The following is a 13,774-nucleotide window of genomic DNA, read 5'->3' as shown; positions in this document are numbered from 1 at the left end:
CCTCATGAGCGATATCAAAACCGAAGATCAGCGCTACCTTTCCCGCGCTATCGCCCTTTCGCGTGAGCATATGAGCGACGGGGCCGGCGGCCCGTTCGGGGCCGTGATCGTGCGCGACGGCAAGGTTCTGGCCGAGGGTTGGAACCGGGTGACCTCCGCCAACGACCCGACGGCGCATGCGGAAGTCACGGCGATCCGCCGCGCCTGCGAAGCGGTGAGTGATTTCGCGCTCCATGGGGCGACCCTCTATACGAGCTGCGAGCCGTGCCCCATGTGCCTGGCCTCCGCCTATTGGGCCCGCATTTCCCGCATCGTCTATGCCAATACCCGCGAGGACGCGGCACGGATCGGCTTTGACGACAGCCTGATCTACGAGGAGATTCCCAAGCCGGCCTCCGAGCGCATCATTCCCATGGATCATGTCCCGAGCCTGGAAGCCAAGGCGGTGTTTGACGCCTGGGCCGAAAAGCCGGACAAGGTGAGCTATTAGCAAGCCCGCCTCCGCTCCCTATCTACCAAGCCCGAACATTTCTTCTTTTGAGACAGCCCATGCCCCGCGTCACCACCATCGTCCGAAAAGCCGCCGTGAAGCCCGATCGGATCGTCGATACGATCACGCTCGATCATGCGGCGCGCGGCCGTCGTCACGCTCATCTCAAGGGTGAGGCCGGCACCGAGATTCATCTCGATCTCGACATGGAAACCACCATCAATGACGGCGATGCCCTGCGGCTCGAGGATGGCCGGCTGGTGCAGGTGAAGGCGGCGGCGGAGCCTCTGCTGGAGGTCCGGGCCGAGAACCCCTTGCGCCTCATGCGCCTGGCCTGGCATCTCGGCAGCCAGCACGGCCTCGCCGAATTCACCGGTGACGCCCTCTATATCGAGGCCAATCCCGCCCTGGCCGAACTGGCCCGCGGGCAGGGCTGCACGGCAACGCCCGTGAACCGGCCCTTCAAGCCGGAGCAGAGCGCCCATCACTGCGACCACGACCACTATCATCATGGCCATGACCATGGACATGCGCATCATGATCACGCTCACCATGACCACAAGCACGCCCATGATCACAACCACGATCATCACGACCATGGTCCAGGCTGCGGATGCGGCCATCACCACGGGCACAAGCACGATCACTGATCGACCCGCCCGCTTTTTCTTTTAAGCCACCATGTCCAAGACCACCCGCGCCACGCTCGCTCTCCAGCAGGCGGGTATCTCCTTCACGGTTCACACCTACGATTACGACCCGCAGGCCGAGCGTATCGGCCTCCAGGCGGCGGAGGCGATCGGGGCCGATCCCAGCACGGTCCTCAAGACCCTCATGGTCACGGTGGACGGCAAACCTGCCTGTGTGATCGTGCCCTCCGACAAGGAAGTGAATTTGAAGAAGCTGGCGACGGCGCTTGGCGGCAAGGCGGCCCAGATGATGAAGCCCGCCGATGCGGAGCGCATGACGGGCTATCACGTGGGCGGCATCAGCCCTTTCGGACAGAAGAAGCGGGTGCCGACCCTGATCGAGGAATCCGCCTTCGCCCATGCCAGCGTCTTCATCAATGGCGGCCAGCGCGACCTTCAGGTGAAGCTCGCTCCCCGCGACGCCGCCAAATTTCTGGATGCGAAAATCGCTGCGCTGATCTGATCCGCAGGCCAATCATCCCTCGCCAATCATCCCTCAAAAGGGGCTGGGTGACATTGCCGCCCTTACGGAACCATCGCCATAGCCTGGACTTGGCGGAAGAGGGGCAAGGGTCATTGCGATGCGTGCTGATCCTGATTCCGACAGTCACGATTTCTTTGATGGAGACGGGGAGACCGCTGCGCTGATGCGCGCGCATCGCTGGGCGTCATCGCCCCTCGGGCCGCCGGATAGCTGGCCGCAGACTTTGCGGACGGTCGTTGCACTCATTCTCGACTCAAACCTTCCGATGTTCGTGGCCTGGGGGCCGGAACTCATCTGCCTCTACAACGACAGCTGCATCCCGTTGCTCGGCGCGAAGCATCCGTCCGCCATCGGCATGCCTCTTCGCGAGGTCTGGTCCGAGATCTGGAGCGAGATCGATCCGTTGGTCTGCGCCGCGCTTGGCGGCCGGGGGATGCTTCGCGAAAATCTGCCTCTCCAGATCTCGCGCAAAACTCATCCCGAGCAGGCCCGTTTCACCTTTTCGCTCAGCCCCTTGCGGGGTGAGGCGAATTCCGTTTCCGGCCTTATTGGCGTCGGGATGGAAACGACTCCGATCGTCGACGACAATGTCGCTTTGAGAGGGGAAATCGAACGGCTCGCCGAGCTGTTTCGCCAGGCACCGGGCTTCATCGCCGTCATGCGGGGACCCAATTTGGTTTTCGAGATCGTCAACGCCGCTTACGAGCAGGTCGTCGGCTATCGCGACCTCATCGGAAGGCCGGTGCGCGAGGCCATGCCCGAGCTTGAGGGACAAGGCTTCTTCGAGTTGCTCGACGAAGTCTACCAGTCCGGCCAGCCCTTCGTCGGCCGCCAGATGCCCATGCGGCTTCAGAAACAACGGGGAGGTCCCATAGAGGAAGCGTTCTTCGATTTCGTCTATCAGCCCATCCGGGACCGGGGCGGGAAGGTCACGGGCATCTTCCTCGAAGGAAGTGACGTCACGGATCAGGTCTGGGCCGAGGAATATCAGCAGCTTCTCATCAACGAGCTGAACCACCGGGTGAAAAACACCCTGGCGACCGTTCAATCCATCGTCTCGCAGACCTTGAGGCACGCAACCAGCCAGGCGGAAGCACGCAATGCCATCGAGCAACGGCTGATGGCATTGTCCCGTACCCACGACATGCTGATCCGCGAGAACTGGAAGGGAGCCGAGATCCGCGAGCTGGTCGCTCAAACGCTCGAGCCGTTTCAGAGTGCGGCGCACGAGCGATTCAGCGTCGCGGGACCGGAACTCAAGCTGTCCTCCCGCATGGCGCTCGATCTGTCTCTCGCCTTGCATGAACTCGCGACGAATGCCGTCAAATACGGAGCGTTGTCCAACGACGCCGGCCGGATCGAGGTGGTCTGGTCGGTCGATGCATCGACCGATCCGCCTCACCTCCGGTTGCGTTGGGAGGAGGAGGGCGGCCCGCCAGCCCACCCACCCAACCGAAAGGGTTTCGGCTTCCGCCTCATCGAGCGCAGCCTGGCGCGTGATCTGGAGGGCGAAGTCGCCATCGAATTCATGCCGCGCGGTGTCGTCTGTACGATTGAAGCGCCGATCACCGCCTGAGACGAATGGCATGCTTGCCGGCGCGTTGCATTTTTTGGTGCAAAACCGGCGCTTTCGCCTTACATCGGCGCTATAGCCAACCCTTTATTTGGACATCCGAACCTGCACTGCCTCTGGGCGGAAGAGGAAAAGTTGTTGTCGTTGAATGACATAACCTTGAGTGTGGCCCCCATGATGGATTGGACGGACCGGCATTGCCGCGTCTTCCATCGCACCATGTCGCGCCGGGCGCGACTCTATACCGAGATGGTGACCACGGGCGCGGTCATCCACGGTCCACGCGAGCGGCTTCTGGGCTTCGACGATGCCGAGCATCCGGTGGCGGTGCAGCTTGGCGGGTCCGATCCGGCGGAGCTGGCGCAGGCCGCCCGGATCTGCGCCGATTTCGGTTATGATGAGATCAACCTCAATGTGGGCTGCCCCTCCGACCGGGTGCAGAACGGCCGCTTCGGCGCCTGCCTGATGCAGGAGCCGGCGCTGGTGGGCGAGTGCGTCGCCGCCATGAAGGGGGCCGTGTCACTGCCCGTGACGGTGAAATGCCGGATCGGCGTGGACGATCAGGATACGGAAGAGGCCCTGAACCGGCTGACCGACGCCGTGGTCGCTGCCGGCTGCGACGAACTGACGGTCCATGCCCGCAAGGCCTGGCTTCAGGGCCTGTCGCCCAAGGAAAACCGGGATATCCCGCCGCTCGACTATGGCCGCGTCTACCGGCTGAAGCAGGCCCGCCCGAGCCTTCCCGTCGCCATCAATGGCGGCATTCGGACCATGGCGGAGGTGCACGAGCACCTGAAGCATGTGGACGGCGTCATGCTGGGCCGCGTGGCCTATCAGGAGCCGGAAATCCTGCTCTCGGTCGACCGCGAACTTTACGGCGAAGAGCCGCCGGTGGCGGATGCCTTCGAGGCCGTCGAGGTTTACGAGCCCTATGTTGCCGCCCGCCTCGCCGAGGGACAGCGCCTCCACACCATGACCCGCCACATGCTCGGCCTCTTCACGAGCCGTCCCGGCGCCCGGGCCTATCGCCGTCATCTGGCGACCGAGGCGATCAAGCCCGGCGCTGGATTGGAGACCCTGCGCGAGGCCGTGGCCCATGTATCGCGGGCGACGGCACGTCTGGAGAACGTAGCTTGAGCAAGTTCTCGTGAGGGGCCGCTAGGCGCCCGTGACGCTCCAATCCTGCCGAGCCGGCCTTCGACAATCTGTACAGTCTGAAGTGGGTTGAGTGCCAGCAAGTGCTATTTGTTACAATTGGTTGCGGAATTTTATCACATTATTCTTTACTGATATAACGTTTGTGTTATTTTCTTATGTGGCGCGGCGAGGCTACCGCGAGGCCGTGCCTCACATAAAGGAGGACCACCATGCGTATTCGCTCCTATGCCATCATCCTTGCCACCGCCATCGGCCTGTCCGCCGCGTCGGGAGCGGGAGCCTTGGAACTGGCAAACGGTCTGGCCTTCAACGGTTTGGCCTTCAACGGTCTGGCCTTCAACGGTCTGGCCTTCAATGGTCTGGCCTTCAATGGCCGCGCCGCGAATGGCGCTGAGACCGATGCCGCTCAGCTCAAGGCCGCCGTTCTGCAGGACGGCACTGTGGTCACGCTGTACTAAGCCTCAATTCTCAAGGATGGGCCCCCTTGTTGAGTGGGGGCCCGCTCCATGTCTATGCATTTCCTCTTCCGTGCGGTTTGCTGCTGCTTCGTGCTCTGTGGCGCTGCCCTGACCGGCGCGGCGTTCGGGCTCGGGGGAAGGTTGCAGGCCGAAGGTCCCGAATTCGTGCTTCGGCTCGACGACGGTCGTGTCCTGCGCCGGGAAATGCTGGTCGGCCTGCGTCTGATGCTCGCGACAAGCACGGGAGACAGGCAGGTCCGGATCGATGGCTTGGAGGAGGATGCCTCGGCCGCAGGCGGGCCGCTGCTGCTCTATCGCCTCTCCATTCAATCGCCCGGTCATGCGTCGGAGGATTTCTGCAGGCCCGACATCAAAGGGCGCCGTGCAGGCTTTCCCGTGCCGGATGGTGCGGGCGGTTTCAATCTCACCTGTACCAGCGGCGCCGAGGGCAAGTGCATCCTCATGGGCTATCGGCCGTGGGAGGCGAGGGATGGCGTGCCCATGCGCGACCTGTTCCGCGCCTGCATCCACATGATCCGGGCCGATTACGGAGGCGACGACCGGCCGACCACGAGGGACGGCATGTCCATCGACGTCTATGATCGCTTCGGCATCCAGGCACCTGCCTCGATGTCCGACACCATGGCCTTCGAGGCAGGCTGGAGTCCGGCCGGCGCGGTCTGCGTCGCCCATCCCCGCATCCCCGATCACATTACCCTTGCGCAACTCGCCGAGCGCTATCCGCAGCTCTCCGGCCATCTGGGGCCGCAAGCCTGTTCGGACGAAACCGCGCGCGCCGACCCGCAGGCTCTTCTGTTCAACCGTTCGGCCGCGACGAAGCCCTGACGCCTGCACCTTTCGCCCTACTTGCCCTATGATGCGATCTCCGCCACATATCCGCAGCCTCTGACCCAAAGAGATTCCCCGATATGTTTGGCATTTCCCTTTTCGACCTGTCCTGGCTTGTTGTCGCGCTTCTCGGCGCCGGGGCGATTACAGGGCTTCTGGCGGGGGTATTCGGGGTCGGCGGCGGCGCTGTGGCGGTGCCGATTCTCTATGAGCTTTTCCGCTTCGTCGGCGTGCCGGAGGAAGTCCGGATGCCGCTTTGCGTCGGGACCTCGCTCGCCATCATCATTCCCACCTCGATCCGCTCCTTCAGGGCCCATAAGGCGAAAGGCGCGGTCGACATGTCGATCCTGCGCGTCTGGGCGGTTCCGGTCGTGGTCGGCGTCATCATGGGCAGCGTCGTCGCCCGGTATGCGCCTGCGGATCTTTTCAAGACGGTCTTCGTCGTGGTGGCGGGCATCTCCGCGATCCGGTTGCTCTTCGGCAAGGATACCTGGCGCTTCGGGCTCGACATGCCGGCAAAGCCCATCATGATCGTCTATGGCTGGATCATCGGCGTGCTCTCGGCCCTCATGGGCATCGGCGGCGGGCAGCTCTCCAACCTGTTCATGACCTTTTATAACCGGCCCATCCATCAGGCTGTGGCGACCTCATCGGGACTCGGCATCCTGATCTCGATCCCCGGCGCGATCGGCTACATCTATGCCGGCTGGCCGCGCATGGCGGAATATCCGGACGTCATCGCCCTCCAGCCGCCGCTCGCCATCGGCTATATCTCGCTGCTCGGCTTCCTGCTTTTCATCCCGACCAGCACGTGGCTCGCCCCCGTCGGCGCGCGGCTGGCGCATAGACTCTCCAAGCGCAAGCTCGAAATCGCCTTCGGCATCTTCCTGCTGACGGTCTGCGCCCGGTTCTTCATCAGCCTGATCGCCTAGAGCATCGTGCGCAAAAGTGGACCCGGTTTTGCGCTTAGAACGATGCTCTCATCAGGGGAAAAAGCATCGGATGATCCTAAAAGTGGAATCCACTTTTAGAGCATCGGATTGATCCCAAAAGTGGACTCCACTTTTGGGATCAATCCGATGCTCATTTCCTTAAGCGGCGCATCGTTGTATGCGGAAACCGGGTCCACTTTTCCGCACGATGCGCTAGGTCCGATGCTTTAGAGCAGGATCCGGAACCGGAGGTCCGCGTCAGCGAAAAGTGGGAACCGGTTTTCCGAAAAGATCATGCGAAATAGAAAACTAGAACATGATCATGTTCTAGTTTCTTTTCCACGCAGGATCAGCCGGTTGCCGCGTACCTCGTAGGAGCCGAGGCGTTCAAGGAAGCTCATGCCGAGAAGATTGGCGTGCAGCACGCCGGAGCGGGTGACGAGCGCATGCACGTTGCGCTCCGTGATGGACCCCACAGTGAGCGAGTCGATGACGACCGGGGCGGCAAGCGCCGTGCCATTCGCCGTCGCGACCGGAATCGAGAAATCCAGATCCGCTTCCTTGAAGCCGAGATCCGCCGCGCGTTCGGCGCGCAACACCACCGTGCTGGCGCCCGTATCGAAGATGAAGCGGGTATCACGCCCGTTGACGCGGCCGGTCAGGATGAAGCTCCCATCGGTCCTGCGCGCCGCGACCACCTCGCCGTTTTCCGACACCACGGTGCGGCCGTCGGCAATGTCGCCGATGGCACGGTCAAGGACCATCTGCAATTCGCCGCGGGCGGCATAGGTCACGACAAGCGCGGTCAGCAACCCGCAGCTGACCGCGATGGCCTGAACGCCGTGGGTCCAATGCTTCGTGAAACCCTCGACGATCGAGCCGGCCAGAAACATGGCAAGGCCGAACAGGCCGAGAATGCCGGCCGCCTCGCCGGGCGAAAGGCCCGCCAGAGGCGCCTCGGCCAGGAGGCCGGTCAGGAGGGCGGCCAGGAAGAGAAGAGCGCCGATGCTGCGAATGCCGGGCATCGTCACTCCGGCTTCTCGCCTTCCAGCGCGAAAGCCTCGCGCATGCGCTCCGGCAGCTCGGCCATGATGCGCAGGCGCTCTTCCTCGCTGAGGCGGTACCATTGGCCGATTTCCTCGCGCGTGCGGCCGCAGCCCTCGCAGAGACCGGTTTCGGAATCGAGGGTACAGACGCGAATGCAGGGGCTTGAAGCGCGGCTCATGGCGTTCCCCATCATGTCGTTACGGTTCGATGGCGATCAAGAGGCCGATCAGCGCGGCAATCTCGGCGACCTGTTGCGCCGCACCCGCGACATCCCCCGTCTGCCCCTGGATATGACGCGCCGCCAGGCGCATCAGGGCCCATCCGGAAAGAGCGGAGAACATCAGCATCAGGCCGATGCCGGAGGAGGGCAGCCGCACCGCCATGCCCATGAGGAGCGCCATTCCGGCAGCAAATCCCGCTGCAAGCCAGAAGCTCTCCCGCGCCGGTCGGCCGACCGCCTGGGAGGCTCCGTCGGGCCGGGCGGGGGGGAGGAAAACGAGAGGCACGAGGCCCGCCATGCGGGAGAGCGCCGCCGCGACGAGAATGGCAGCAAAGACCGCAGAGGAATCGACGCGGGAGGCAAGTGTCGCCAGCGCCCCGATCCGCAAGGCGAAGGACAGGATGAGGGCCGATGAGCCGTAAGAGCCGATCAGGCTGTCCTTCATGATCGCCAGACGCCGCTCCCGCGTCGTCCCGCCGAAGCTGTCGGCGGTGTCGGCGAGCCCGTCCTCATGAAACGCCCCGGTCGTCAGGGTGGCCGTCGCGACCGACAGGATCGCCGCAAGCCAGGGGCCGAGATCGAGGGCGAGGGCCAATACCAGGACGAAGGCAGGCAGGAGTCCGAGAACGATTCCCGCCAGAGGCAGAACGCGGACGAGCTGGCGGAAATCGGGCAGGGCGTGAGGGTCCTGCTCCCAGGGCAGGCGTGGAACGGGAAGGCGGGAATAGAAGCGCAAGGCGCGCGCAAGATCGATCAGGATCCCGATGAGGATCCTCTGCCATGCGTTTTGCGAAAGGGTCTGCGCCTTTTCGGATTGGTCGGACATGCTTCACCCCGGATGGATCGACCGCTATAGGTCACGCCTCTTCCTCTTCCGCAATGCCCGATTGGGCCGGAGCCCCCGATGAACGCACCTGCAACCTCGCCCTTTGACGATATTCGTCGCCTGATCACGACGATGCCGGGACCGGACGAGGCCGCCGTCGAGGCCGTGCGGCTGCGAGAGGCGCAATTGACGAAGCCTGCGGGCAGCCTCGGCCGCCTGGAATGGCTGAACGAATGGGTCGCCGCCTGGCAAGGCAAGGGCAAGCCCTCGGCGGACCGCCCGCTCGTCTGCGTCTTCGCGGGCAGCCACGGCGTCACCGCGCGGGGCGTCTCGGCCTATCCGTCCGAGGTCAACCGGCAGATGCTGGAGAACTTTTCCGCCGGCGGGGCCGCGATCAACCAGATCTGCGCCAGCCTCGGCCTCGGCTTCAAGGTGTTCGACCTCGCCATCGACATGCCGACCGCCGATATCGTCGAGGACGCCGCCATGGACGAGAAGTCCTGCGTCGCCACCATGGCCTTCGGCATGGAGGCGATTGCCGGAGGCACCGATCTTCTCGCCATCGGCGAACTCGGCATCGGCAACACCACGATCGCGGCCGCGATCTACGCTGCCCTTTACGATGGCTCTGCGGCCCATTGGGTGGGGCGGGGCAGCGGCGTCGACGATGAGGGCCTGAAGCGCAAGATCGCCGCCGTGGAAGGCGCGCTCGAGCGGCATCGCGACCATTTAAAGGACCCGCTCGAAGTGCTGCGGCGCCTGGGCGGGCGCGAGGTCGCTGCCATGACGGGCGCGATCCTGGCGGCGCGCCTGCAACGCATTCCCGTGATTCTCGACGGTTACGTCGCCACATCGGCGGCCGCGATCCTCCACGCCATCCATCCCGCCACCATCGATCATTGCATCGCCGGTCATCTCTCGGCCGAGGGCGCGCACCAGGATGTGCTGGAGCGCCTTGGCAAGATTCCGCTCCTGGCGCTGGGCATGCGCCTCGGTGAAGGAACCGGTGCAGCGCTCGCAATGGGTATTGTCAAAACTGCCGTTACGGTACATCGTGACATGGCAACTTTCGGCCAGGCCGGAGTGTCCGAGCGATTGCCCTGAATGAAGCGACTTATCTTACGCCAAACCCGGTCTGCCCTGGGCCAGCGCCATGCAGGGTTGATTTCGCTCTTGCTGGCTCTGGCTCTCGCGGGTTTCGCCAGCGTCTTCCTGCAGCCGAGCGAGCGGGTGATCGAGGGCAAGGCCTATGTCGTCGATGGCGATACGATTCGCATCGGCGAGAACAAGATCCGTCTCAAGGGTATCGACGCGCCTGAACTGAGCCAGCCCTGCATGCGGGCCGGCCGGCCTTATCTCTGTGGCGAGAAGACGCGCGACGCGCTGATCGGCATGATCATCAGCCAGAAGGTCGAATGCCGCCTGTTCGGCCGCGACCGGTATCAGCGCCAGCTTGCTCGCTGTTTCGTCAATGGGGAGGATATCGGCGCGAAGATGGTCGCGGAGGGACATGCCGTGGCCTATGGCGACTACCGGCTCCTGGAAGCGCAGGCCCGACTTCGCTCCGCGGGCATCTGGGCCAGTGAATTCGAGCGCCCGCATGAGTGGCGGCGGCGAAACGCGTTCTGAAGTCGTCGAACGGAAAGCGCGACCACATGTCTTGCCCGTGCGCCTCGATATGGATGGTTTCAATTCCCATCTCCCGGGGATGAAGCCGCCGCATGATTTCGACGATCTTTCCCGCCGCCTGAAGGCCTGCCGCATCTGCCGGGACACGCCGCGCTACGGTTCTCTGCTGCCCCATGAGCCACGCCCGATCCTTCAGGGCAGCGCCTCGGCACGGCTTTGCATCGCGAGCCAGGCGCCGGGAACGCGGGCCCATGCCAGCGGCATCCCTTTCTCCGACCGTTCCGGAGCCCGTCTGCGGGAATGGCTCGGGCTCGACGAGCCGACCTTCTATGACGCCGCGCAGGTGGCGATCGTGCCCATGGGCGCCTGCTTTCCGGGGCAGGATTCCAAAGGCGGAGATCTGCCTCCGCGACGGGAATGCGCGGAGACCTGGCGCGTGCCGATCTTTGCCGCCCTGCCCAATCTCGAACTCATCCTGCTCATCGGCCAATATGCTCAGGCCTGGCATCTCGAGGACGGTTTCCGGGATGGGCTGACACAGACCGTCAAGAGGTGGCGGGAAATTCTCGCAAGTCCTCATCATCCGCACATCCTGCCGCTTCCTCACCCCTCCTGGCGCAACAACGGCTGGCTCAAGACGAACCCCTGGTTCGAGACTGAGCTTTTGCCCGTGCTTCGCGCACAGGTCCGCTCTATGCTCAAGGTCGACGGAAAGGAGCCAACGGCATGAGTCCGACGACCCTGCGCTGCACCACCGATGGTCCCGTGGCAACCATCGCTCTCGCACGGCCCGACAAGCTGAACGCCCTCAACGCCACCATGCATGCGGAACTGCGGCAGGCGCTCGACCGCCATGCTCAGGACGATGCCATCAAGGTCGTCGTGCTGACGGGGGAGGGACGCGCCTTCTCCTCGGGCCAGGATCTCACCGAGGATCTGCCGCGCGACGACGAGGGCCGTATCGATCTCGGGCCGCCGCTCGCCCGTGACTACAACCCCCTTGTCCTCAGGCTCGCCCAATATCCCAAGGTGACGATCGCGGCCTTGAACGGCCCGGCGGTCGGCGCCTCCATGAACATCGCGCTCGCCTGCGATGTGGTCGTCGCTGCCCATTCGGCCTATCTCCAGGAGGCTTTCGCGAAGATCGCCCTCATCCCGGATGCGGGCGGCACGTGGATACTGCCACGCCTCGTCGGCCCGAAGCAGGCGCTGGCCCTGATGCTTTCGGCCGAGCCGGTTTCCGCCGAAGAGGCGCAGCGCATGGGCCTCGTCTCCAAGGTGTTCGAGGATGCGTCCTTCGCCGATGACGTCTCAGCCCTTGCCGCCGCTCTCGCGAGGGGGCCGGGACTGGCCTATCGCCTGATGAAGCAAGCCGTGGCGCAAAGCCTGTCGAACGATCTCGAGACGCAACTCGCCCTTGAGGCCGCATTGCAGCGCGAAGCCGGATTCAGCCGCGATTTCATCGAGGGCGTCACGGCCTTCCGCGAAAAGCGCGCGCCTCGGTTCGAAGGCCGCTGAGGAGACACGCGACATGCGCCCCACCTACTGGATCCTGATCCTTCTCACCTTGAGCGCCGTCGTCGGGCTTTTCGTCTCGCGCGATCCGGAGCGTTCGGCGGCCCTGTCGAAGATGTATCGCGATGCGGCCTTCACCGGCGAAGCGCGCCAGATCGTGCTGGCGCTGCTCGCGGTCGGGATCGGCGGGTTTATCGTCTATCTGACCATGACCCGCCGCTAAAGCATCGGACCCAAAAGTGGATTCCACTTTTGGGATCAATCCGATGCTCTCTTTTATCGAGAGCGCATCGTTGTGGGCGAACCGAAGGTCCGCGTCAGCGAAAAACCGGGTCCACTTTTCCGCACGATGCGCTGACGCGACGTTCTTCACTTGGACTGCAGCGACGATGTGGTTTCCTCCTTCACCACGGGAGGCGGATTCCACTGGCCGGTGAGGGCTTCCATCTTCGGGCTGTAGAGACGCATGGTCAGGTTGAACGGTCCCTTCGGCGCAGGCAGCCAGTTGGCATCCTTGTCCTTGCCGGGGTTTTCGTTCTGGAAATAGAGGTCGAGCGATCCGTCCGCATTCTGCTTGAACGGCATCCAGCTGCTGAGCGCGAAACGGTTTTGATCGTTCGGGACCTGGTAGCCTTGCTGGTCGTAGAGCGTGATCGACCAGAAAGCACCGGCAGGCGGCGTGCCCCCCTTGTCGAAATGGATCGTGTAATTGTTCGTGCCGTCGAGAGGGCGGCCCGTGTCGTCGGCGAGGTTGAAGGGATAGATCGCATCCTGCGGCAGGTTCGCGCCGAGCCCGACCTGAGCGACCACGGCGCGCTTGAGATAATCATTGCCGTAGACGCCCATCGTGTCCGTATTCATGGACCAGCCGTTCGCGACGCGGCCGAGGTTCTTCTGCTTCCAGGCCATCAGCCGCTGTGCGTCTTCCGGCACGCTCGCAAGCGCCGTCCTGACCGCCGGGTCCATCTTGGCAAGGTCGAAGCTCTCGCCGGGTATGAGCCCGATCTTCTTCATATTGGCGATGATCGGCTGATCGGTGATGTGAGGCGGCTGCAGTTTCATGACCTCGGCCGCGTCGGCAAAGAACTTGTCCGCAGGCATGGCATCCACCTGCTCCTTCGGCGGTGTCTTCATATCCACCGATGGGTCGACCTTGACGGTGACGGGAGTTGCCGCCTTGCCCCATTGCGACAAGGGCGTGATCGTGTATCCGTCCTGAATCTTGTGCACGGCGGCGTAATCCGCAGGGCCGTCGGTCTTCGTGCGGCCGATGACCCAGACATAGGGCGTCGGCGCGTCGATGCGGGTGACATTGGCCGGCAGCGTTCCGGTCCAGCCGGGCGGCGTGACGGCCCAACTGGCGGCTTCCGTGCCGGTGGTACGCCAGCCCGGCGAGGCGAATACGTCGCTCCACATGTCGAGCATCGGCAGCAGATAGTAGCGCCCATTGGTGTTCGGGGCGGAGACGACCATCGGCTCCTTGGTGAGATCGAGCCAGCCGGTCGAATAGAGCGTGTCGAAATTCGGCCGGACGACGACCCTCAAATCGGCCGTCGGGAATTCCGCAATGTTCGAGAAAGTGTTCATCGGGCCGCGGCCGATTTCCTTGCCGGCCTCGATATTGGTCAATTGCCTGCGGGTCACGTCCATCGTGACCAGAGGGTAGAGATAGACGTAACTATTGACGCCGATGGCATGGGCATCCTGCTCGGAGATCGACTCGGCGGCCAATGCCGCCGTCGCGAGGCCGGTGGCGAAGAAGCTTGCAAGAACAGTGGTGCTGGAGAGGATCGCGCTACGCGGGACAGGTCTCATGACGTCGAACTCCCGGATGCGTTGCGAGGCAGAGCTGATTCAGCGAACGGTCATGCTGGCGTGCAAGCGTCGCCATCTTCTTTGTTGGA

Annotated in this window: 17 protein-coding genes; 13 read left to right on the top strand and 4 right to left on the bottom strand. The window is 63.7% G+C overall.

Going from position 1 to position 13,774, the window contains the following annotated elements:
• The first annotated feature begins 4 nt into the window (after positions 1 to 4).
• The 8 genes from AB4Y97_RS12625 to AB4Y97_RS12590 all read left to right on the top strand — a co-directional run bounded on the left by AB4Y97_RS12625 (position 5) and on the right by AB4Y97_RS12590 (position 6,633).
• Positions 5 to 490, top strand: a complete 486-nt coding sequence (locus AB4Y97_RS12625) for a nucleoside deaminase (protein ID WP_441999390.1) — start codon at positions 5 to 7, stop codon at positions 488 to 490.
• A 59-nt stretch (positions 491 to 549) separates the two neighbouring features.
• The gene (locus AB4Y97_RS12620; RefSeq protein WP_441999389.1) at positions 550 to 1,140 is read left to right on the top strand and encodes an urease accessory protein UreE; all 591 of its coding nucleotides are present in this window, start codon (positions 550 to 552) and stop codon (positions 1,138 to 1,140) included.
• A 31-nt stretch (positions 1,141 to 1,171) separates the two neighbouring features.
• A complete protein-coding gene (gene ybaK, locus AB4Y97_RS12615) occupies positions 1,172 to 1,642 on the top strand; it encodes a Cys-tRNA(Pro) deacylase (RefSeq protein ID WP_441999388.1) in 471 nt (156 codons plus the stop codon).
• A 118-nt stretch (positions 1,643 to 1,760) separates the two neighbouring features.
• Positions 1,761 to 3,239 carry a sensor histidine kinase gene (locus tag AB4Y97_RS12610; RefSeq protein WP_441999387.1) on the top strand — a complete coding sequence of 493 codons (1,479 nt, stop codon included), beginning with the start codon at positions 1,761 to 1,763 and terminating at the stop codon, positions 3,237 to 3,239.
• Between the two features lie 141 nt (positions 3,240 to 3,380).
• Positions 3,381 to 4,373, top strand: coding sequence for a tRNA dihydrouridine(20/20a) synthase DusA (gene dusA, locus AB4Y97_RS12605; protein WP_441999480.1), 993 nt, complete (start codon positions 3,381 to 3,383; stop codon positions 4,371 to 4,373).
• A gap of 230 nt (positions 4,374 to 4,603) precedes the next feature.
• Complete coding sequence (locus AB4Y97_RS12600; RefSeq protein ID WP_441999386.1) at positions 4,604 to 4,852, top strand: hypothetical protein; 249 nt, start codon at positions 4,604 to 4,606, stop codon at positions 4,850 to 4,852.
• 48 nt (positions 4,853 to 4,900) lie between these two features.
• On the top strand, positions 4,901 to 5,698 hold the full coding sequence (locus tag AB4Y97_RS12595) for an ADYC domain-containing protein (RefSeq protein WP_441999385.1): 798 nt from the start codon (positions 4,901 to 4,903) through the stop codon (positions 5,696 to 5,698).
• Positions 5,699 to 5,781: 83 nt separating this feature from the next.
• The gene (locus AB4Y97_RS12590) at positions 5,782 to 6,633 is read left to right on the top strand and encodes a sulfite exporter TauE/SafE family protein (protein ID WP_441999384.1); all 852 of its coding nucleotides are present in this window, start codon (positions 5,782 to 5,784) and stop codon (positions 6,631 to 6,633) included.
• Between the two features lie 320 nt (positions 6,634 to 6,953).
• Here the strand turns inward: AB4Y97_RS12590 and AB4Y97_RS12585 are convergent, their stop codons facing one another.
• Genes AB4Y97_RS12585 through cobS form a run of 3 tightly spaced genes read right to left on the bottom strand, consistent with a single transcriptional unit; the run spans position 6,954 to position 8,726 of the window.
• Positions 6,954 to 7,658 (bottom strand): retropepsin-like aspartic protease family protein, encoded by a 705-nt coding sequence (locus tag AB4Y97_RS12585; RefSeq protein WP_441999383.1) that lies wholly within the window; start codon positions 7,656 to 7,658, stop codon positions 6,954 to 6,956.
• 2 nt (positions 7,659 to 7,660) lie between these two features.
• Positions 7,661 to 7,858, bottom strand: a complete 198-nt coding sequence (locus tag AB4Y97_RS12580; RefSeq protein WP_441999382.1) for a DUF1289 domain-containing protein — start codon at positions 7,856 to 7,858, stop codon at positions 7,661 to 7,663.
• A gap of 19 nt (positions 7,859 to 7,877) precedes the next feature.
• The gene (cobS, locus tag AB4Y97_RS12575) at positions 7,878 to 8,726 is read right to left on the bottom strand and encodes an adenosylcobinamide-GDP ribazoletransferase (protein WP_441999381.1); all 849 of its coding nucleotides are present in this window, start codon (positions 8,724 to 8,726) and stop codon (positions 7,878 to 7,880) included.
• 78 nt (positions 8,727 to 8,804) lie between these two features.
• Here cobS and cobT point away from each other — a divergent pair, with 78 nt between their 5' ends.
• The 5 genes from cobT (at position 8,805) to AB4Y97_RS12550 (ending at position 12,093) form a co-directional block, all read left to right on the top strand.
• On the top strand, positions 8,805 to 9,830 hold the full coding sequence (gene cobT, locus AB4Y97_RS12570) for a nicotinate-nucleotide--dimethylbenzimidazole phosphoribosyltransferase (protein ID WP_441999380.1): 1,026 nt from the start codon (positions 8,805 to 8,807) through the stop codon (positions 9,828 to 9,830).
• A complete protein-coding gene (locus AB4Y97_RS12565) occupies positions 9,831 to 10,355 on the top strand; it encodes a thermonuclease family protein (RefSeq protein ID WP_441999379.1) in 525 nt (174 codons plus the stop codon).
• Between the two features lie 79 nt (positions 10,356 to 10,434).
• Positions 10,435 to 11,085 (top strand): uracil-DNA glycosylase family protein, encoded by a 651-nt coding sequence (locus AB4Y97_RS12560; protein ID WP_441999479.1) that lies wholly within the window; start codon positions 10,435 to 10,437, stop codon positions 11,083 to 11,085.
• A complete protein-coding gene (locus tag AB4Y97_RS12555) occupies positions 11,082 to 11,873 on the top strand; it encodes an enoyl-CoA hydratase-related protein (protein ID WP_441999378.1) in 792 nt (263 codons plus the stop codon). The genes AB4Y97_RS12560 and AB4Y97_RS12555 overlap by 4 nt, the downstream gene beginning before the upstream one ends.
• Before the next feature lie 13 nt (positions 11,874 to 11,886).
• On the top strand, positions 11,887 to 12,093 hold the full coding sequence (locus AB4Y97_RS12550; RefSeq protein WP_441999377.1) for a hypothetical protein: 207 nt from the start codon (positions 11,887 to 11,889) through the stop codon (positions 12,091 to 12,093).
• 146 nt (positions 12,094 to 12,239) lie between these two features.
• On the opposite strand, the gene AB4Y97_RS12545 is transcribed toward AB4Y97_RS12550, so the two are convergent.
• Positions 12,240 to 13,685, bottom strand: coding sequence for a DUF1254 domain-containing protein (locus tag AB4Y97_RS12545; RefSeq protein ID WP_441999376.1), 1,446 nt, complete (start codon positions 13,683 to 13,685; stop codon positions 12,240 to 12,242).
• Positions 13,686 to 13,774: the final 89 nt, after the last annotated feature.

The sequence above is a fragment of the Microvirga sp. 2TAF3 genome (assembly GCF_052114965.1).
In the GTDB taxonomy this organism is placed as follows: Bacteria; Pseudomonadota; Alphaproteobacteria; order Rhizobiales; family Beijerinckiaceae; genus Microvirga.
This window is presented reverse-complemented; position numbering and strand designations above follow the sequence as displayed.